The 18852-nt window shown below is 74.6% G+C and carries 15 protein-coding genes; 5 read left to right on the top strand and 10 right to left on the bottom strand.

Annotated features, from left to right (window positions below; all coding sequences use genetic code 11):
• Positions 1-14: 14 nt before the first annotated feature.
• The 4 genes from ACMXGY_RS19695 to ACMXGY_RS19710 are packed head-to-tail and all read right to left on the bottom strand — an operon-like array spanning position 15 to position 5443.
• Positions 15-851, bottom strand: a complete 837-nt coding sequence (locus ACMXGY_RS19695; protein WP_483774660.1) for an energy-coupling factor transporter transmembrane component T family protein — start codon at positions 849-851, stop codon at positions 15-17.
• Positions 848-2608: an ABC transporter ATP-binding protein gene (locus tag ACMXGY_RS19700; protein ID WP_483774661.1), complete on the bottom strand. Its 1761-nt coding sequence runs from the start codon at positions 2606-2608 to the stop codon at positions 848-850. Before ACMXGY_RS19700 ends, ACMXGY_RS19695 begins: the two co-directional genes overlap by 4 nt.
• Entirely contained in the window at positions 2608-3585 is a 978-nt protein-coding gene (locus ACMXGY_RS19705; RefSeq protein WP_483774662.1) for a DUF8171 family membrane protein, read from the bottom strand. Before ACMXGY_RS19705 ends, ACMXGY_RS19700 begins: the two co-directional genes overlap by 1 nt.
• A 55-nt stretch (positions 3586-3640) precedes the next feature.
• Positions 3641-5443 carry an HAD family hydrolase gene (locus ACMXGY_RS19710; RefSeq protein ID WP_483774663.1) on the bottom strand — a complete coding sequence of 601 codons (1803 nt, stop codon included), beginning with the start codon at positions 5441-5443 and terminating at the stop codon, positions 3641-3643.
• A gap of 175 nt (positions 5444-5618) precedes the next feature.
• Between ACMXGY_RS19710 and ACMXGY_RS19715 the strand changes: the two genes are divergently transcribed.
• Together ACMXGY_RS19715 and ACMXGY_RS19720 are read left to right on the top strand one after the other, a co-directional pair.
• Positions 5619-6443 (top strand): hypothetical protein, encoded by an 825-nt coding sequence (locus ACMXGY_RS19715; RefSeq protein WP_483774664.1) that lies wholly within the window; start codon positions 5619-5621, stop codon positions 6441-6443.
• Entirely contained in the window at positions 6440-7447 is a 1008-nt protein-coding gene (locus ACMXGY_RS19720) for a LacI family DNA-binding transcriptional regulator (protein WP_483774665.1), read from the top strand. Before ACMXGY_RS19715 ends, ACMXGY_RS19720 begins: the two co-directional genes overlap by 4 nt.
• A gap of 36 nt (positions 7448-7483) precedes the next feature.
• Here the strand turns inward: ACMXGY_RS19720 and ACMXGY_RS19725 are convergent, their stop codons facing one another.
• From ACMXGY_RS19725 to ACMXGY_RS19735, 3 genes are read right to left on the bottom strand one after another with little or no spacing between them, the layout of a single operon-like run.
• Positions 7484-8080: a GNAT family N-acetyltransferase gene (locus tag ACMXGY_RS19725; protein ID WP_483774666.1), complete on the bottom strand. Its 597-nt coding sequence runs from the start codon at positions 8078-8080 to the stop codon at positions 7484-7486.
• A gap of 52 nt (positions 8081-8132) precedes the next feature.
• Positions 8133-8984: an ABC transporter permease gene (locus tag ACMXGY_RS19730; protein WP_483774667.1), complete on the bottom strand. Its 852-nt coding sequence runs from the start codon at positions 8982-8984 to the stop codon at positions 8133-8135.
• Positions 8981-10045 carry an ATP-binding cassette domain-containing protein gene (locus ACMXGY_RS19735; RefSeq protein WP_483774668.1) on the bottom strand — a complete coding sequence of 355 codons (1065 nt, stop codon included), beginning with the start codon at positions 10043-10045 and terminating at the stop codon, positions 8981-8983. Before ACMXGY_RS19735 ends, ACMXGY_RS19730 begins: the two co-directional genes overlap by 4 nt.
• A 114-nt stretch (positions 10046-10159) precedes the next feature.
• On the opposite strand from ACMXGY_RS19735, the gene ACMXGY_RS19740 reads away from it, so the two are divergent.
• Positions 10160-11035: a TetR/AcrR family transcriptional regulator gene (locus tag ACMXGY_RS19740; RefSeq protein WP_483774669.1), complete on the top strand. Its 876-nt coding sequence runs from the start codon at positions 10160-10162 to the stop codon at positions 11033-11035.
• A gap of 584 nt (positions 11036-11619) precedes the next feature.
• On the opposite strand, the gene ACMXGY_RS19745 is transcribed toward ACMXGY_RS19740, so the two are convergent.
• Both ACMXGY_RS19745 and ACMXGY_RS19750 read right to left on the bottom strand, forming a co-directional pair.
• Complete coding sequence (locus tag ACMXGY_RS19745; protein ID WP_483774670.1) at positions 11620-13320, bottom strand: tetratricopeptide repeat protein; 1701 nt, start codon at positions 13318-13320, stop codon at positions 11620-11622.
• 7 nt (positions 13321-13327) lie between these two features.
• Complete coding sequence (locus tag ACMXGY_RS19750) at positions 13328-14884, bottom strand: ATP-binding protein (RefSeq protein ID WP_483774671.1); 1557 nt, start codon at positions 14882-14884, stop codon at positions 13328-13330.
• A 203-nt stretch (positions 14885-15087) separates the two neighbouring features.
• Here ACMXGY_RS19750 and ACMXGY_RS19755 point away from each other — a divergent pair, with 203 nt between their 5' ends.
• Together ACMXGY_RS19755 and ACMXGY_RS19760 are read left to right on the top strand one after the other, a co-directional pair.
• Positions 15088-15723, top strand: a complete 636-nt coding sequence (locus ACMXGY_RS19755; RefSeq protein WP_483774672.1) for a DNA-3-methyladenine glycosylase I — start codon at positions 15088-15090, stop codon at positions 15721-15723.
• Positions 15724-15791: 68 nt separating this feature from the next.
• Positions 15792-17234: an L-serine ammonia-lyase gene (locus ACMXGY_RS19760; RefSeq protein WP_483774673.1), complete on the top strand. Its 1443-nt coding sequence runs from the start codon at positions 15792-15794 to the stop codon at positions 17232-17234.
• Between the two features lie 66 nt (positions 17235-17300).
• Here ACMXGY_RS19760 and ACMXGY_RS19765 read toward each other — a convergent pair whose 3' ends face one another.
• Positions 17301-18839: a glycoside hydrolase family 43 protein gene (locus ACMXGY_RS19765; protein ID WP_483774674.1), complete on the bottom strand. Its 1539-nt coding sequence runs from the start codon at positions 18837-18839 to the stop codon at positions 17301-17303.
• Positions 18840-18852: the final 13 nt, after the last annotated feature.

Below are 18852 nucleotides of genomic sequence, written 5' to 3' on the forward strand. Positions count from 1 at the left end.
TCTGTGCGGAGCGGTCACAGCAGGACGAGCACCGCCGTGACCACCACGACGGTCACGCCGATCAGCGCGGCGTCACCTGCCGTGCAGCGCAGGTGGGCCAGACGCAGTCGGCGACCGGCGCCGTCGCGCGCCGCCGACGTGAAGCCACGCGTCTCGAGCGCCTCGACCGTGGTGCGGGTCCGCTTCGCGGTGTTGAGCACGAGCGGGTAAAACGCCTGGACGGCGATGCGCGCGCCCCGCACGACGGTGCGCCAGCCGAGGAACCCGTGCCCGCGTGGCGGCGCGCCGCGCATCCGGTGCCCGTCGACGATCGTCTGGAACTCGTCCACGAGGACGGGCACCATGCGGTACCCGTAGCTCACCGCGAACCCGAGGATCGCGGGCAGCCGCAGAGCGAGCAGCGCGTCGGAGATCTTCTCGGGGTCGAGCGAGACGAACGCCGCCATGCTCACGAGCGAGACCGTGCTCAGCTTGAGGAACGCCTGGGCGAGGCCGACGAGCGCGCCGAGGTCGCCGTCGAGCACGAACGCGAGCACGAGCACGTACACGAGCTCGCCCACGGTCCCCAGCACGAAGAGCCCCAGGAGCAGGGGCCCGATCCGCGCCGCGAGCGCGCAGCCGAGCGCCAGCACGAAGAACGCCCCGAGCACCCGCAGGTCGTAGGTGAACCACGGCACGACGGCGCACACCGCGTACCAGAGCACGACGGCGCGCGGGTCGCGCCGGGCGAGGAAGCCGCCGCGCGTCGCGTAGGCGACGCGCATGAGCTCCATGACGACCCACTCGACCGACGCGCGGTCGAGGCCGGTCCGGCGTCGGCCCTCGCGCGCGCCGGCGGTCGCGGCGGTCATGCGGGGACCTCCACGGGGGCGACGCGGGCGACGAGCTCGTCGACGGTCAGCGGCACCGGGGCGAGCCCCAGTGCGGCGCCGACCTGCGACACCTGCGGCGGCACGAGGCGCGCGGCGTCGAGCACGGCCGGTGACGCGAACAGGGTCGCGGGGTCGGTGTCCGCGAGCACGCGCCCCTCGTGCAGCACCACGACGCGGTCGGCCCACTCGGCGACGAGGTGCATGTCGTGCGTCGCGACGACCGTGCAGCGGATGTGCTCCGCGAGCGCCGCGAGCATGGCGACGACGTCGTCGCGCGAGCGCACGTCGAGGCTCGACGTCGGCTCGTCGAGGAGCAGCAGCCGCGGCCGCATGGCGAGCGCGACGGCGAGCGCCGCCCGGCGCTGCTGGCCGCCGGAGAGCAGCCGGCCGTCCCGGTCGGCGACGCCGGTGAGCCGCACCTGCTCGAGCACGCGGTCGACGAGCTCCTCGGCGTCCGGGACGCCCCGGCCGCGCGGGTGCATCGCGACGTCGCCGCGGACGGAGTCCTGCAGGAACATCTCCTCCGGGCGCTGCACGAGGTAGCAGACGGCGTCGGACAGCTCGGCGGCGGTGGTCGTGCGCGTGTCGCGGCCGTCGACGACGACCGTCCCCGCGCGCGGGAGCGCGAGCCCCGAGAGCAGGCTCAGCAGGGTCGACTTGCCGGCGCCGTTCGAGCCGACGAGCGCGACCCGCTCGCCGTCACGCAGGATCAGGTCGAGCTCGTCGAGCACGGTGGTGCGCGGGCCGGAGACCGTGCGGTAGCCCTGCGTGACGCCCCGCAGCGACGCGACCGTCCCGCCGAGCACGGGCTCGGCGAGCGGATCCTCGCGAGAACGGTCGCCGATCCCGTTCTCGGGGGTCGCCGGGCCCGTGCTCGCCCGGTCGACGCCCGCGAGCGCCGCGGCGCACGCCTCGACCGTGAGGGGCGGCGCCCCGCCGCCGCGGACCTGCGGATCCAGCGCGCGGGCGAGCGCCACGACCTGGGGGGCCGGGATGTCAGCGGCCGCGAGGTCGTCGGTCCTGGCCATGGCCTCGGCGACGGGCAGGTGCCAGCGGGCGACGCCGTCGGCCATGAGCACGACGGACCGCGCGTACCGGGCGACGAGCTCCGCGTGGTGCTCGATGACGACGACCGTCACGCCCCGCTGGTTGAGCAGCGCCAGGTGCTCGTAGATCGCGGTGGCGCGACGCGGGTCGACCTCGGCCGCGGGTTCGTCGACGACGAGCAGGCGCGGCGCGAGCGCCATCGCACCGGCGAGCGCCACGAGGTGCTGCTGCCCGCCGGACAGCTGCCACGTGTAGCGGTCGCCGATCGGGCCGAGACCGAGCACGTCCAGCGCGGCGTCGGCGCGCGCCGCCCAGTCCGCGCGGCCGAGGTTGAGCGGGGCGAACGCGACGTCGTCGCGCACGGTGGGGCGCACGATCTGGTTGCCGAAGTCCTGGAAGACGTAGCCGACGTCGTCGGCGAGGTCGGCCACCGACAGCGTGGCCGTGTCCCGGCCGAAGACCCGCACGGAGCCGGTCAGGTCGCCGTTCCAGAAGTGCGGCACGAGGCCGTTGAACGCCTTGCAGAGCGTCGTCTTGCCCGAGCCGTTCCCGCCGACCACGGCCACGAAGTCGCCAGCCTCGATCCGCAGGTCGACGCCGCGCAGGGAGTCGTCCGAGGCACCCGGGTAGCGGAACGCCAGCCCGGTGACCTCGACGGCGGCCCCGTGGCACGCGGTCGGCGAGCCCATCAGCGGTCCGCGCCCGGGGTGTCGTCGTGCGCGCCGGCGGAGGGCCGGTCGCGGCGCCGGGCGACGAGGGCGGCGATCGCGACGACCACCGCGAGCCCGACGACGAGCCCGACGACGGCGGCGACCCACCCGACGTTGTCGCCGTAGGTGTCGACGAGACCGGCGTCGAACGAGCCCATCGTCGTGACGGCGTCCTCGCGGCCCGCGTGGTCCTCCCACTGGCTGAGCACGCCCACCGCGGCGGCGAGCGCGACCCCGAGGGCCGCGACGAGCCAGAAGCTCACGCCCCACGGGCCGGCGAGGCGCGGCGGGTTCTGCGGGTCGCGGGGACGCAGCCCCATGAGCGGCTCGATCTTGCCGTAGAGTCGCGGCGCGAGCCACATCGCGGCGAGACCGCCGAACAGCACCCCGGTGACGAGGAGCGCGCCGAGCAGCTCGAGGCTCTCCGCGAGGACCACGGCGCCGAGCGTGCCGCCGGACTCGTCGAGCGCGTCGGGGTCGACGCCGACCACGACCTTGACGACGTCGATGAGCGCGGAGCTCACCTTGTCGATCGACACGAGCGCGATAGCGGCCCAGAAGAGCTGACGGCGGTTGCGCGGGTCGCGCACGAGGCAGCCGGCCACGTACGTGCCGACGAAGATCTGCAGGAAGCCCTCCACCTCGCCGAAGCCTCCGAAGCTGCCCAGCAGCATGTCGGCGATGAGCGCCTCGCCGATCGCGACGCCGAGCGCGACCCACACCGGGGTGAGCAGCGCGGCGAGCACCACGGGGATGAACGCGAAGTAGGCGATCTCGACCTCGAAGGATCCGACCTCGAACGAAGGGAGCATGTCCGCGACGATGTCGGCGACGCCGTAAAGCGTCATGGACAGCACGAGGATCATGAGCTTCTGGGAGCCGGAGATCCCGTCGGGGTCGTGCACGAGACGGCGGAGCGTGGGGCGGGGTGCGATGGTGGTCGGCGAGCCGGTCATGAGGGCCTTCCTCGGGTCGGTGGTGCTCGTCGGGCGGATGCGGGTCGGGTCGTGGTCAGGGCAGGACGAGCGCGACGACGTCGTGCATGTCGTCGACGACGTGGTCCGGGGTGGTGGCGCCGGCCGGGTGCTGCGGGTCGGGCGCGCCGAGCATGTCGAGCGCGTCGTCCGGGGTGGAGCCGCCGCGGACGAGCACGACCGTGCCGACGCCGGCGCCGCGCGCTGCGGGCACGTCGCGGCCCGGCTTGTCGCCGACGAACCACGCCCGGGCGGGGTCGGCGTCGAGCGCGACGAGCGCCGTCCGGGCGGTCGTCGGGTCGGGCTTGCGCACGCCGAGCTCGTCCGAGTAGACGTGCGCGCCGACGAGCTCGTCGAGCCCTTCCTCGACGAGCTCCTCGCGCACCGCGCGGCCGCAGACCGTGTTCGACACGACCGCCACCGGCACGCCCGCGGCACGGGCACGCTCGAGCAGCTCGCGGACGCCCGGGCGCACGGCCGGCACGGACTTGCTCCGCGCGTACCGGACCATGAGGTCGTGGCACTCCGCGCGCAGCCAGTCGCGCATCCCGGCGCGCGGGTCGTCGTCGGGCGTCGTGGTGACGACGTCGTCGAGGCACGGCCCGACGAGCTCGACCCAGAACGTCGTGGCGTCGATCTCCGGCACGGTGGACCCGACGGACCGGCCCGCGGTCTCGTGCGCGTGCTTCCACGCCCGGTGCCGGGTCCGGGCGTCGGCCAGCGCCTGCACGGTGCCGTCGGTGGACACCGGGTACCCGGCCCTCGTGAGCCGCTGGGCGAGGTGCTCGGCGAACCGGCGGCGGACCGCCTCGTCGGGCGTCGAGACGGCGATGACGCCGCCGTGGTCGAGCAGGATCGCCGACGGCAGCCGCGGGTCCGCCACGCCGTCCGGTGCCGAACCCGGGGTTGGGTGGCGATCGGGCGGCGATGTCACGCGTAACCCCGGGTTCGGCGACGGAGGGGCGGCGGGTCGGGCGTCGCGGAGCAGCGGGACCAGGCCAGCGGGCGTGTCCAGCACGACGTCGGCCGTCTCGCGGACGGGGAACGGCGGGTTGTCGGTGTGCGTGTACCGCGTGACGACGACGGCGGCCACCCCGGCGCGACGACCGGCGACGACGTCGCGGTCCTGGGTGTCGCCGACGTACCAGCACCGGTCGGCCGTCGTCCCGAGCGCCCGCGCGGCGAGGTCGATGATCCCGGGGTGGGGCTTGCGGATCCCCACCTCGTCCGAGTACACCTGCACGGCGAACCGGTCGTCGATCCCGTGCCGCGCCAGCAGGGCTCGGTGCGCCCGGCCGCTGTGCGCGTTGGAGACGATGCCGACGGGCACGCCGTGCTCGTCGGCGAGATCGAGCAGGTCCTCGACGCCGGGGCGCACCTCGTGCTCGGCCAGGGTCGCGGTGAGCCGCTCCTGCAGCGCCCCGGCGCTCCCCGCGAGGATCTCGCGCGCGGGCTCGGGCAGCGGGCCGCCGTAGAACTCGCGCCAGATCGTCCGGTGGTCGAGCTCCGTGGGCTCGAGACGCCGGGACTGCGCGTGCTTCCAGTGCTTGAGGGCGACCTGCCCGCCCTGCAGGACGGGGACCAGCTCCTCCACGGTGAGGTGCTGCCCGCCACGGGCGAGCACCTCGGCGACGTGCTCGGCCATCTCGCGCAGGCCGTCGGGGCGCTTGCGCGTCGCGAACACGACGCCGCCGAAGTCGAGCAGCAGCGCCGTCGGCCGGACGGTCAGCCCTGTGGCGAGGGCTGCCGTCGTGGCGGTCTGCGGGTCCGGCGCCGACACCGGGTCGGGCTCCCGCGACGGTGGGACGGCGGGGGCTGTCGGGGTGGTGGTGAGTGTCACGCCGGTGACGCTAGGGACGGCGCGCCAACCGCCGTCGTCCGGGCGGTAGCGCCGGGGTGAACGCCGCACGAAGATCTGGAACGTTCCAGAAGGTCCGACTCCCCCCGGCGCCGATCCCGCGCCGCCCGTCCGCCCGGCGCCGGGACGGGCGGGGGCCCGCAACTAGGGTGTCGGCGTGACGCTGCTCCTCAAGCTCGTGCTGGCGCCCGCGCTCGTCGTGGCCTCCTCGATGGCCGGGCGACGGTGGGGACCCGGGCTGACGGGTGTCCTGGTCGCGCTGCCGATCGTGGCGGGGCCGATCCTGCTCATCACGACCCTGGAGCACGGCACCCGCTACGGGGCTGCCGCAGCGTCGTCCTCGTTGCTCGGCCTCGTCACGCTCGCCCTGTTCGCCGTGGTGCTCGCCTGGTGCTCGCGCCGGACCGGCTGGGTCGCCTCGCTCGCCGCCGCCTGGGCGGCGTGCCTCGCGGCGGACGTCGCCCTCGCGCCGCTGAGCGTGCCGCCCTGGTGGGGGTTCGCCGTCGTGCTCCTGGCGCTGTGGGCGGCGTCCCGGGCGCTGCCGCCCGATGCCCCGCCGCCGGACCGTCGACCGCCGGTGGCGTGGCCCTGGTGGGACCTGCCGGGACGCGCGGTGGCGACGGCCGCGCTCGTAGTGGTCGTCACCGGGCTGTCGGGAACCCTGGGTCCGGGCATGACCGGTGTGCTCGCCCCGTTCCCCATCGCGTCGAGCGTCGTCGCCGCGTTCACGCTGGCGCAGCACGGCTCGGCCGAGACGGTGCGCCTGCTCCGCGGCCTCCTCGCCGGCCTCCTCGGGTTCGCCGTCTTCTGCCTCCTCGTCGCGCTGCTGGTCGACGAGCTCGGGACGGCCCCCGCGTTCGGCATCGCGCTGGCGGGGACGGTCGTCACCCAGCTCGCCCGGCAGCACGTGCTGCGCCGACGTCGCCTCCGGCGCCCGTCCGGGAGGAACCGCGTCCCGCGCCGGGCGAGGATGGACCCGTGACCGTCCCCGGCGCCGCTCGCCGGCCCACGCTGCTCGACGTCGCCGCGCACGCCGGCGTGTCGAAGTCGCTCGCGTCCCTCGCGCTGCGCGGCGACGACGGCGTCAGCGCGCGGACGCGCGAGCGCATCCTGGCGTCGGCCGAGGCGCTCGGCTACCGGTCCAACGCGCTCGCCCGTGCCCTCAAGCAGGGACGCAGCATGCTGCTCGGGGTGGTCCTGTCCAGCCTCGACAACCCGTACCACACGGAGATCGTCGCATCGGTCGAGGCGGCCGCCGAGGCCGACGGCCTCTCCGTGCTGCTCGCGCACGGCTCGCGCGACCGCGGTCGCCTCGCCGGGCAGGTCCAGCAGCTCCTCGACCTCGCGGTCGACGGGCTGGTCGTCGTGTCCTCGTGGGTGGAGCCGGAGGTGCTGACCGCCGCGGGGCGCCGGGCACCCGTCGTCATGGTGGGCCGCCCGGCCGCGCCGGTGGCTGGCGTCGACACCGTGAACAACGACGACGAGCGCGGTGCGGCGCTCGTCGTCGACCACCTCGTCGCGACCGGCCGGACGAGGATCGCGCACGTCACCGGGTCGCGACGCCCCGCGGGCCTCGCGCGCCGGAACGGGTACGAGGCCGCGATGCGCGCCCACGGGCTCGGCGCGCACGTGCGCGTCGTCGAGCACGACGGCGCCGTGCCCGAGCTCGGCCCGCTGGTCGCCGCCGGGTACGACGCGGTCTTCGCCCGCAACGACGTGGAGGCGTTCGACGTCGTCGACCGGGCGCACGACCTGGGCATGCACGTCCCGGGCGACCTCGCCGTCGTCGGCTACGACGACACCGCGCTCGCGACGCGGGCCCGCCCGCGGCTCACGAGCGTGCAGCAGCAGCGCGACGTCATGGGACGGCGCGCGGTCGAGCTGCTGCGCGAGCGCGCCGACGGGCGGCGCGACGACGTGCACGAGGTCCTCGCCCCCACGCTCGTCGTGCGCGGCTCGAGCGCTCGTCGCGCCGACGCGGGCTGACACCGTGGGTCCGTCCGACACCGGTGCCTCCGGCGCTCAGGCCGCGGCTGCGCGCGTGCGACTCATGGACACGTACGCGGAGAATCCCGCCCGCCCGGCGAACCGCACCGGACGGCGGTGCGACTCCGTGAACCCGAGCTTGCGGTAGAGCCCGAGCGCGGGCGCGTTCGTGTCCTTGATGTCGCGCAGCACGAGCTCGTCGTACGGCAGGTCCATCAGGTGACGTAGGAGGGCGGTCGCCACGCCCTTGCCCTGCTGGTCCGGCGTCGTGGTGACGAACCCGATCTCCGCGAGGCCTTCCCGGGCGCCGTCGTACGCGCCGAGGAACTGGCTGCGGACGATCCGGTGGCTGATGGCGCCGTGCACGCGGCCGAGCGCCGCCCGGAACGGGCCCTTCTCCGGCGCGAAGCACTCCTGCGACCCCTCCGTGACGGAGGCGACGGCGGCCGGCTCACCGTCCACGAGCGCGACGTAGAACCGCTCGAGGACGAGCATGTGCTCGAACGCGTCGGCCAGGACGCGCGGATCCTTCGAGAAGTACGCGAAGTCCTCGGCGAACCCCTGCACGAGAACCTCGGTGATCCGTCGCCGGTAGGCCTCGCCGAGCGCGTCGCCCCGCTCGATGTCGATCATTCTGTCCGTCCTTCCAGGAGATGTGAGTCGGCGGGCGAGCCGCCGCCCGTTGCTACTGCCGGCGCCGGCGCGCGAACACGAACGCCGCGGCGCCGAGGAACACCAGCACGATGCCGACGCACCACGCGAGGGCGAGCGTCGCCGTCGCGCCGAGGTCGGTGACGGGCGCACCGGTCGAGTCCGTCCCCACCAGCAGCCCGCGGATCGTCTCGATGACGGGCGTCACCGGCTGGTGCTCCGCGAACCCGCGCAGCCACGTGGGCATGGTCTCGGGCGGCACGAAGGCGCTCGACACGTACGGCAGGAACAGCATGAAGAAGGCGAACCCGCCGGCCGCCGCTGCCGATCGCACGAGCACGCCCACGAACGCCGCGACGCTCGTGATCGCCAGCACGTACAGCACGACCACCCCGACCGCGCCCAGCCACTCGAGCACGTTCGCGTCGGGCCGGAACCCGATGAGGAACGCGACGCCCAGCACGACGGCGGTCGTGACGAGGTTCTTGAGCACGCTCGCCACGACGTGCCCCACGAGCACCGTCCAGCTCGCGATCGGCATCGACCGCAGGCGGTCCATGATGCCGCCCGACATGTCCTGCTCGACGGAGATCGCCGTGTTCGACGCGCCGTAGCCCGCGCACAGCAGGATGATCCCCGGCGTCGCGTACGTGACGTAGGCCGTGCCCACGTCCAGCGCACCCCCGAACACGTAGACGAACAGGATCATGAGCATGACGGGCAGCACGAGCCCGAGGATCAGCTCGTCCGGCTCGCGGCGGACGAGCCGCAGCGAGCGCGCGACCATCGTGCCCGCGTCCATGAGCACGTGCCGCCCGGGACGGGGCGTCGGGGCGGGGAGCTGGGCCGTCGTGCCCGACGGCGCGGCAACGGTCTGGGCGGTCATGCTGCGCTCTCCTCGTGGTCGGTCGGGCCGGGCTGCTCGTCCGACCGGGAAGCGCGGTCGTCAGGGTCACGCGTCCGGGCGGCGTGCCCCGTCAGCGTGAGGAACACGTCGTCGAGCGTCGGCTCGCGCACCTCCCACCGCACCGGCTCGACGCCCGTCGCCGCGACCACGGAGAGCACGTCCCGCACGTGCGCCACCGATCCGTCGGTCGGCACCCGCAGCGTCGTGGAGACCTGGCCCCGACCCGAGCTCTCTCCGGTCGCCCGAGCCTCGTCGGTGATTCCCGCGAACCCGACCCCCGCGGCCCCGACCACTGCGGCGTCAGCGACGGAGGCGAACGTCAGCTCGATGCTCGCCTCGCCGACGCGGTGCTTGAGGTCCGACGGCGACCCCTCGGCGACGACGCGGCCGTCGTCGACCAGCGCGACGCGGTCGGCGAGCTGGTCGGCCTCCTCGAGGTACTGCGTCGTGAGGAACAGGCTCGTGCCGTCGGCGACGACGCCGCGGATGACCTCCCACATCGTCTGGCGGCTGCGCGGGTCCAGCCCCGTGGTGGGCTCGTCGAGGAACATCACCTGGGGCCGAGTGAGCAGCCCGGCGGCGAGGTCGAGCCTGCGTCGCATGCCCCCGGAGTACGTCCCGACGCGGCGGTCGGCCGCGTCCGCGAGGTCGAACGCGTCGAGCAGGCCGTCGACGCGAGCGCGCGCCGCACGCCGGGGCAGGTGCGCGAGGCGGCCCATCATCGTGAGGTTCTCGCGGCCGCTCTGCTTCTCGTCCACGGCGGCGTACTGCCCGGTGAGGCTGATGAGCCCGCGCACCCGCGCGGCGTCGTGCACGACGTCGTGGCCTGCCACGGTCGCGGTGCCGCCGTCGGGCTGGAGCAGCGTGGCGAGGATGCGCACGGTCGTGGTCTTCCCGGCGCCGTTGGGGCCGAGGAGGGCGAGGACCTCGCCGCGGTGGAGGGCGAGGTCGACGCCGTCGAGGACGCGCACGGGCCTGCGCGGGGAGCCGTAGCTCTTGCGCAACCCCTCGGCGCGGACGACGAGGTCGGTGGTGGGCACGGCGTCTCCTGGGTCGGCCGGATGCGTACAGAGCAAACTGTTTATGCAACCTACTATTGTGCTTACGGTAGACACGGTTTCGTGGACGGTCAAGATCCGCGGGAGGATGACGGGATGAGCGAGAACGACGACGCAGGTCGACCGCAGGACCCGGCGGCCCGTGCGGACGCCGCCGTCTCCCCCACGCTGCGACGCCTGTGGGGCCATGCCGCGCCACCCCGCCGCGGCCCCAAGCCCGCCCTCAGCGTGGAACAGATCGTGCGCGCCGCGATCGACCTCGCCGACGCCGAGGGCCTCCCCGCGGTCTCCATGGGACGGGTCGCCGAGTCGCTCGGCTACTCCTCCATGGCGCTCTACCGGTACGTCGAGAGCAAGGACGAGCTGCTCGTGCTCATGTCCGACGCCGCCTCCGACGTCCTCGAGATGCCGAGCGTCGACGGCAAGGACTGGCGCGCCGGGCTCGAGGCCTGGACGCGCGCCCAGATCGAGGGCATCCTCGCGCGCCCGTGGTACCTCGACCTCCCCGTGACCACGGCCCAGGTCGGCCCGAACCGGCTGCGCTGGATCGACCGCGCGTTCGAGATCCTCGCCCCGGTCGGCCTCACGGTCGACGAGAAACTGCAGGTCGTGGGCCTCCTCGCCCAGTACGTCCTCGGCGAGGGGCGCGTCCAGGTCGAGACGCGACGCGCCGCCGCCGGGACCGTCCGACGCACCCAGGGGCTCCCGCCGGACACGCCCGAGGACGAGCTCGACCAGCAGGCGCTCGCGGCCGCGAACCCGTACGCCGACTACGAGGTCGTGCTCTCCCGCTTCGTCGACCCCGCGACGTACCCGGCGCTCACCAGGGCCCTCGCCGCGTGGCAGCCGGCGGCGATCGCGCCCGACTCCTGGAAGAGCGACATCGACTTCGGCCTCGACATCGTCCTCGACGGCATCGAGGCCTTCATCGCCAAGCGCACGGCAGCCCGCAGCAGTTCGTCCGGCGGCTGACGCCCTGGGGTCGTGTGCGTGCGGGGCGGCGTCGGTGCTGTGGTCGCGCGGGCGTGCTGTGGTCGGGTCCCGCGGGTGGGGCGGCGTCGGCGCTCTGGCTGTCCGCGCCGAGGTAGAACGGTGGTCCGCCGAAGTAGAACCGTGGTCGCGCGAAGTAGAACCGTGGTCGCGCGAAGTAGAACCGTGGTCTGCCGAGGTAGAACCGTGGTCCAGCGATGGCGATGGCGGGAGCGGCAGTGCCGAGCCGGGCGAGCATGCGGTTGTCGCCCGTCAGGCGCCCAGGACGAGCCACAACGACATGCTCGGCGCAGCACCCGGGGGCCGGTCGCCCAGGTGAGCACCGACCTGGGTGGGTCGACGCCGGAGGGGTGGGTGGGGGCGCCGCGTCGTGGTCGGGCCTGGCGGGAGCCGCGAGGAACGAGCGGCGGATGGAAGACGCGGCGCCCCCACCCGCCCCGACACCCAAGCCGACCCACCCCCGTCCGACAAGGAACCACGGTTCTACCTCGCGCGACCACGGTTCTACCTCGCGCGACTGCGGTTCTACCTCGCGCGATCTGGACCGGTGGCCGCGGGGCGGAACCTCAGGGGGTCGGCTGGGCCGGGACTTCGATCTCGGGAATGTCGAGCTGCTCCAGGTCGGGCACGTCGAAGGTCGGGACGTCGATGTCGTCCATCTGTTCCCGCAGCTCCTCCTGCCGGATGCGGTTGTTCTCCTGGATGCACGCGAGCCGGCTCGCCGGGCGCCCGCCGCAGGACTGCACGTCGGAGTCGGGGTCGCGCGGGGTGGGGGGCGCCTGGACGTATCGGCCGTCGGCGTCGTGCTCGTTGGGCGTGACGGGGACGGCGGCGAGGGCGGCCACGGTCGCGAGGGCGAGGACGGCCGTCGTGACGACGAGGACCGCTGCCCCGAGCCCTGCACGGACAGAAGCGGCCGCGCTGACGGGCGGGCGGTCGTCGGTCGCCGCGCGCTGGCGGGCGGCGAGCCGCCATGCGACCCACAGGCCGAGGGTCGCGGGGAGCACCCAGGCGACGGCGGCGAGCGCGGCGACGGGCCGTCCGTCCTCGCGCGCGAGCGCGCCCGGGCCGATGCCGGCGACGACGGTCGCGACGAGCCCCATGACGACGGCGCGGCGTATCGCGGTGCCGCGCAGCCACGCCCGCAGCGAGGCGACCCGCGCGGCCCCTGCCGGACCGGGCGGGAGGTAGCCGAGGTCGCGCGACTGGACGAGCATCGACCGGTACAGCGTCGACGACGTCACGGCGGCCACGAGGAGCACTGCACCGAGCCCGACGAGGAACCAGCGCACGACGACGGCGTCGCGCACCAGGTAGAGGAGCGCGAGCGCGGCGAGGACGCCCGCCCACAGCACCGCGAGCGCGACGACCGTGCCTCCCCGCAGCGGTGTCCAGCGCAGGGTGCGCCGCACGAGTCCGCGCGGGGCCTGGAGGAGGACGGGCAGGACGCGCATCGCGGTGATCCCGACCCACAGCACGACGGCGATCCCCCAGACGGGCATGCTCCCGACGTGCGCGTCGCTCATCGAGAAGATCACGACGAGCAGGACCGCCCCGATGAGCAGCACGGGCATCTCGGCGAGCCGCAGCACCTGCTGCCAGACGCTGACGTGGAGCAGGTAGCCGGCCTCGGCGTGCTCGGGGTTGAGCGCCAGCACGCCGCTGTACCCCTTGGCGCTGCGGCCCGCGTCGCCGGCGAGCGCGGCGTCGAGGTAGAGCAGGTCCTCGTGCTCCGGCGCGACGGCGAGGCCTTGCCGCACGAGGGCACGCGCCCGGTCGTCGTCCCCGAGGCGCGACCACAGCCGCGCCGCCTGGACCAGCCGGTCGGGGTCCTCGGGCGCGAGCTCGAGCGCGGACGCGATGCGCTCGCGGGCGAGCGCACGGTCGGCGGACCGGACGCGTCCGGACAGGTGGGTGTCGGCGAGCTGGAGGTGGTAGCGCGCGTCGTCGGGCGTGATCTCGAGGGCCTTCGCCGCCGCGTCGCGCGCCCCGGGCACGTCGCCGGTGTTCTGCCGCGCGATGGAGAGCAGGTACAGCGGCCCGGGCGCGTCCGGGTGCAGGCCGACGACCTGCTCGAGCATCGGCAGCGCCTCTGCGGAGCGCTGCAGGCGCAGGCGGACCCACGCGCCCGTCGCGAGGAGCTGCGCGTCGTCGGGCAGGGACGCCAGGGCGGCGTCAGCCTCCTCGAGCGCCCGCTCGGGGCGCCCCATCTGGACGAGCAGCTCCACGCGCGAGACGACGGCGCGCGGGTCGGTCGCGGTGCTCACCCGCGCCTCAGAGCATCCGCCGCGAGCGCAGGTACGCGGCGAGGTCGTCGTAGCGGCCGTCGTTGTTGGCGAAGGTGACGACGTTGCGCGCGGACTGCAGCCACGCCGTCGTCGAGGGCCGCACGTCGGCGAGCGCCGCGTTCATGTCGGCCATGGTGATCGGGCGCACCTGGCCCGTCGCGATCGAGTCCATCATGGCCTTCTCCGCGGCGGTCGCCGCGAGGTGCTCGAGGTCGGCCCCGGAGAACCCGTCGGTGCGCTGCACGATCGAGCGCAGGTCGATGCCTGCGATCGGGCGCCCGTCGAGGTGGTGGCGCAGGATGGCGTCGCGCGCGGGCTCGTCGGGCGGCAGCACGAGCACGACCCGGTCGAAGCGCCCGGGGCGCAGGAGCGCCGTGTCGACGTCCCAGGGGTGGTTCGTCGCACCGAGGACGAACAGCCCGTCGTTGTCCGATCCGATGCCGTCCATCTCCTGCAGGAGCTGGTTGACGACCGTGCGCATCCCGGACGACCCGGAGTACTGCGCGCGCTTGCCGCCGATCGCGTCGACCTCGTCGAGGAACAGCACGGCGGGCGCGAGCTGGCGCGCCTTCTGGAACAGGTTGTGCAGGTTCTGCTCGCTCTCCCCGATGTACTTGTCGAGGATGTCGGCGAGCGTCACGGTGAGGAACCGCGCACCGAGCTCGCCCGCGACCGCGCGCGCCATGTACGTCTTGCCGGTCCCGGGCGGCCCGTAGAGCAGGAGCCCGCCGCGCAGCGACTTGCCGAACGCCTTGGCGATGGCCTGGTTCCGCATGGGCTCGAGGAACGCCTCGCGGATGCGCTTCTTCACCGGCTCGAGGCCGCCCACGTCCGCCAGGGTGATCGTCTCGCGCGAGACCTCGAGCAGGCCCGAGCCGTCGTCCGCGGCGTCGTCGCGCGCGGGGACGAGGAACGGCTGGCCGGCCGCCGGAGCCGGGCCGGCGTCGCCGTCCGCGGGTGCGGGGGCCGACGGCTCGTCGGTCGCCGACGCTCCGGCGTCGTCCGGCTCGACGAACGGCGGCGGCACGCGCACGCCCAGCTCGTGCTCCAGCCGGTCCCAGTCGATGCCCGACGGCGGCACGGACGGTTCCGACGCGGTCGGCGGCACCGACGGGGTGGCACCGGGAGAGTCAGGTTCGCGGAGGGCCGGGTGGGGCGCGCGGGGCGCACGGGGAAGGGTCTCGTCCGACGGCACCCCCGTGATGAGGTCGTCGCCACCGTCCCGGTCCGACGACGGTGCGCGCGGTGCGCTCGCGACCGGCGGGACGGAGGGGGCTGCCACCGGCGGGTCGGACGGAGCCGCGACCGGCGCGACGGCGGGCGTCGCAGGGCCGACGGGCCGGGCTGCGGCGGCCGCCGACTCCTGCACGAGTCGCAGCGCCTCGCCGTCTGCGGGGTCGAGCCGGAGCGCGGCGCTCGCCTGCTCGAGGGCCTCGACGGGACGCCCGTCGGCGAGCAGGAGGCTCGCGTAGTGCACGCGCAGCGGCGCGCTCTCGGGCGCGGCCGCGACGGCGGCGGCGAGCGCGGCCAGGGCGTCGGACATGGGTGCTCCTCGGGAGGGCGGTGGGCGAGGCGTCCGGCCGCACCATGGAGAGCGCGGCCGGGGCCAAGTCTGCACCGGACGGACGGCACGCGGCGACGGGGACCACTCCCCGTCGCCGTCCACAGCCGGTGGTCACCGACGCTCGTCCACAGAGCTGCTGCCCGGACGTGCCGCGTGTCGGCGGGAGACGGCACAGTGGACGCATGACGACCGAGACGACCAGCCAGTCGGGGACGACTCCCCGCGCCGTCCCTGACGACGCACCCCCGCGCCCGCAGCCGGGCGCCCGCTGCTTCGGCGACGGCGACCCGCTCTACGAGGAGTACCACGACACGGAATGGGCCGTCCCCGTCCACGGGGACACGGCCCTGTTCGAGCGGATCGCGCTCGAGGGCTTCCAGTCGGGGCTGTCGTGGATCACGGTGCTGCGCAAGCGCCCCGCCTTCCGCGAGGTCTTCGCGGGGTTCGACCCCGCAGCCGTCGCCGTGTTCGGGGAGGACGACGTCGCGCGCCTCCTCGCCGACGCCCGGATCATCCGCAACCGGCAGAAGATCGAGGCGACGATCGACAACGCGCGCGCGGTGCTCGCGCTGCACGAGCAGGGCCGCACGCTCGACGAGCTCGTCTGGTCGTTCGCCCCGCCGCCCCGTACGGGCCGTGCGGCGACGTGGGCCGACGTCCCCGGGTTCTCCCCCGAGTCGGTCGCGCTCTCGAAGGCGCTCAAGAAGGAGGGCTTCCGGTTCGTCGGCCCCACCACCGCGTACGCGGCGATGCAGGCCTGCGGGCTCGTCGACGACCACCTCGCGACGTGCCCGGTCGTGCTCGCGCGGGAGCGCTGAGCACCGCGACGACCGTCGCTATAGCAAAAATCGTTCACATCGTGGGACGAGGTGCGACGATGGTGCCCATGAGCTCTTACGTGTCGGTCCTCGACCTGTTCTCGGTAGGCATCGGCCCGTCGAGCTCGCACACGGTCGGGCCGATGCGGGCGGCCCGGGCGTTCGTCGCGGGGCTCGACGCGAGCGGGACGCTCGAGCGGGTCGCCGGCGTCCGGGCCGTGCTGTGCGGGTCGCTCGGCGCGACGGGGGTTGGGCACGGGACGCCGGACGCCGTCGTCGCCGGCCTGCTGGGCCTCGACCCGGAGACGTGCGACCCGGACCAGGTGCCGGGCGCGTGGGAGAAGCTCGGCGACGGCGCTCCGGTCGCGCTGCTCGGGCGGCACCGCATCACGATGACGACCGAGCACGTCCGGCTCGCACCGCTCACGCGGATGCCGGGTCATCCCAACGGGATGCGGTTCACCGCGCTCGACGCCGACGGCAAGGTGCTCGCCGAGGAGGCGTACTACTCCGTGGGCGGCGGCTTCGTGCTCACCGCCGTGGACCTCGAGCGGGCTGCCGCGAACGAGGCCGCGCAGGTCGGTGCCGAGCTCGCGGGAGCGGCGATCGACCCGGGCACCGAGCCCGACGGGGTCCCGTTCCCCTTCGCCAACGCCGCCGAGCTCCTCGCGGTGTGCGAGCGCGAGCGCACGACGGTCGCCGCCGTCGCGTGGGCCAACGAGACCGCGCTCCGCCCGGTCGCGGAGGTCGAGGCGGGCGTCGACCGCATCTGGGACACGATGAGCACGTGCGTCGACGCGGGCCTCGCACGCGACGGCGTGCTGCCCGGCCGGCTCGGGGTGCGCCGTCGGGCCCGGGCTCAGCGCGAGAAGCTCGAGCGAGCCGACGAGCGCGGCGCGGACACGACGATCGAGTGGCTCCAGGCGTTCGCCATGGCCGTCAACGAGGAGAACGCCGACGGCCGTCGGGTCGTCACCGCCCCCACGAACGGAGCGGCGGGCATCATCCCCGCCGTGGGCCGCCACTTCCTGCGCACCCACCCGGACGTCGCTGCCGATCCCGCCCGCCGGCGTCGGGCGATGCGGACCTACCTGCTCACGGCGGCCGCGATCGGGGCGCTGTACAAGCGCAACGCGTCCATCTCCGGTGCGGAGGCGGGCTGCCAGGGCGAGGTCGGGTCCGCGTGCTCCATGGCCGCGGGCGCGATCTGCGCCGTGCTCGGCGGCACGCCGGCCCAGGTCGAGAACGCCGCGGAGATCGCGATGGAGCACAACCTCGGGCTCACGTGCGACCCGGTCGGCGGACTCGTCCAGGTGCCCTGCATCGAGCGCAACGCGATCGCCGCGTGCACCGCCGTGTCCGCCGCGCGCCTCGCCCTGCAGGGCGACGGCTCGCACGTCGTCTCGCTCGACACCGTCATCGAGACGATGCGCCAGACCGGCGTCGACATGTCGACGAAGTACAAGGAGACCTCGACGGGAGGCCTTGCGGTCAACGTCATCGAGTGCTGAGCCGGAGCGCAGCGAAGCCAGCGCAGGCTTCAGCACGACCGACAGATCGTGTGCTGAGCGCGCCCCCTACTCGTCGTCGAGAGTGACGCACAGGGGGCCGAACGTGGCGCTCCCCGTCGCGGGCGACCCCCAGGGCGCCGCGGCGAACAGCCCTGCCTGGTTGCCCGTCCAGTGCCCGGCGGTCAACGGCAGGCCTCGTCCCACCTCGGTCCACGTCGACCCGTCGACGGACCAGGCGAGCCAGGCGGCAGGCTCGTCGTCGAGCTGAGCGCGTACGTGCAGCGGGCCGCGGGCCGGTGCCCCGACGCGCAGCACGCGTTCCTGCTCCCCCGGCGCACCGGACGCCCGTGCGACCGGGCGGAGCGCGCCGTCGACCCGTTCGAGGCCGACCCAGACGTACTCGCGCCCGAGCAGCACGAGACCCGCGCGGGAGCCGTCGAGCCCGTCCGCGTCGAGGCCGTCGGCGTCGATCGTCACCTCGAGCGTCCCGGTCTGGCCCGGGAGCCGCTGGACGAGGACGTGCCCGAGGCGGCGCAGGTCGCCCGAGTCGTCGGGGACCGCGTGGAGCGTGAGCGACCCGCCCGCGGGCGCGTCGGCCCAGCGGGCGTCGGGGTTCGCCTGCCACGACCACTGCGGGCCGTCGAACGCGTCATCGGTGTACGGGAGGCGCCGCTCCGGGCCGGGGCGCGTCGCGCCGTCGGGCACCTCGTGGCGCACGACGGGCTGCCCGACTCCGTCCGGGCCGGGCTCCCCCACGCTCGGCCAGCCGTCGTCGTCCCAGCGCATCGGCTGCAGGTGCACGACACGTCCCGCGGGGCCGCGGTCCTGGAAGTGCAGGAACCAGTCCTGCCCGGACGGGGTGTCGAGCCAGGCGCCCTGGTGCGGGCCGTTGACGTCGGTGTCGCCCTGCGCGAGCACGATGCGGTGCTCGTACGGGCCGTACGGGTCGCGCGAGCGGAACACGGTCTGCCAGCCCGTCGCGACGCCGCCCGCGGGGGCGAAGATCCAGTACCAGCCGTCGCGCTCGTACAGCTTCGGCCCTTCGAGGGTGTCGAAGCCCTCGATCGTCGCGCCGTCGACGACGTCCCGCGGCGCCCCGACGACCTCGCCGAGGTCGGCCGATACCTCGACGAGGGTCAGCCGGTTCTTGAAGCCCGCGCGGCTCTTCGCCCACCCGTGCACGAGGAAGGTGCGGCCGTCGGACGCCCACAGCGGGCACGGGTCGATGCGGCCGCTGCCCGGGATGAGGCAGCGGGGCTCGCTCCACGGCCCGCGCGGGTCGACGGCGGTCGTGACGAAGATCCCGTGGTCGGGGTCGGGGTAGACGGCGTGGAAGAGGCCGTCGTGGTGGCGCAGGCTCGGTGCCCAGACGCCGCCGCCGTGCCGCGGGAGCGCGAAGTGCTCTTCCGGGGTGATCCGCGGCAGGGCGTTCGTCACGTGCTCCCAGCGGACCAGGTCGTCCGAGCGCAGGACGGGCAGCCCCGGTGCGAGGTTGAAGCTCGACGCGATCATCCAGTACTCGTCACCGACGCGGATCGCGTCCGGGTCGGAGTAGTCGGCGTCGACGACCGGGTTGACGTAGGTGAGCGGGCTGCCGGTGACCATGGGTGGGAAGGAT

Source organism: Cellulosimicrobium sp. G4 BAM 1002, from assembly GCF_057126935.1.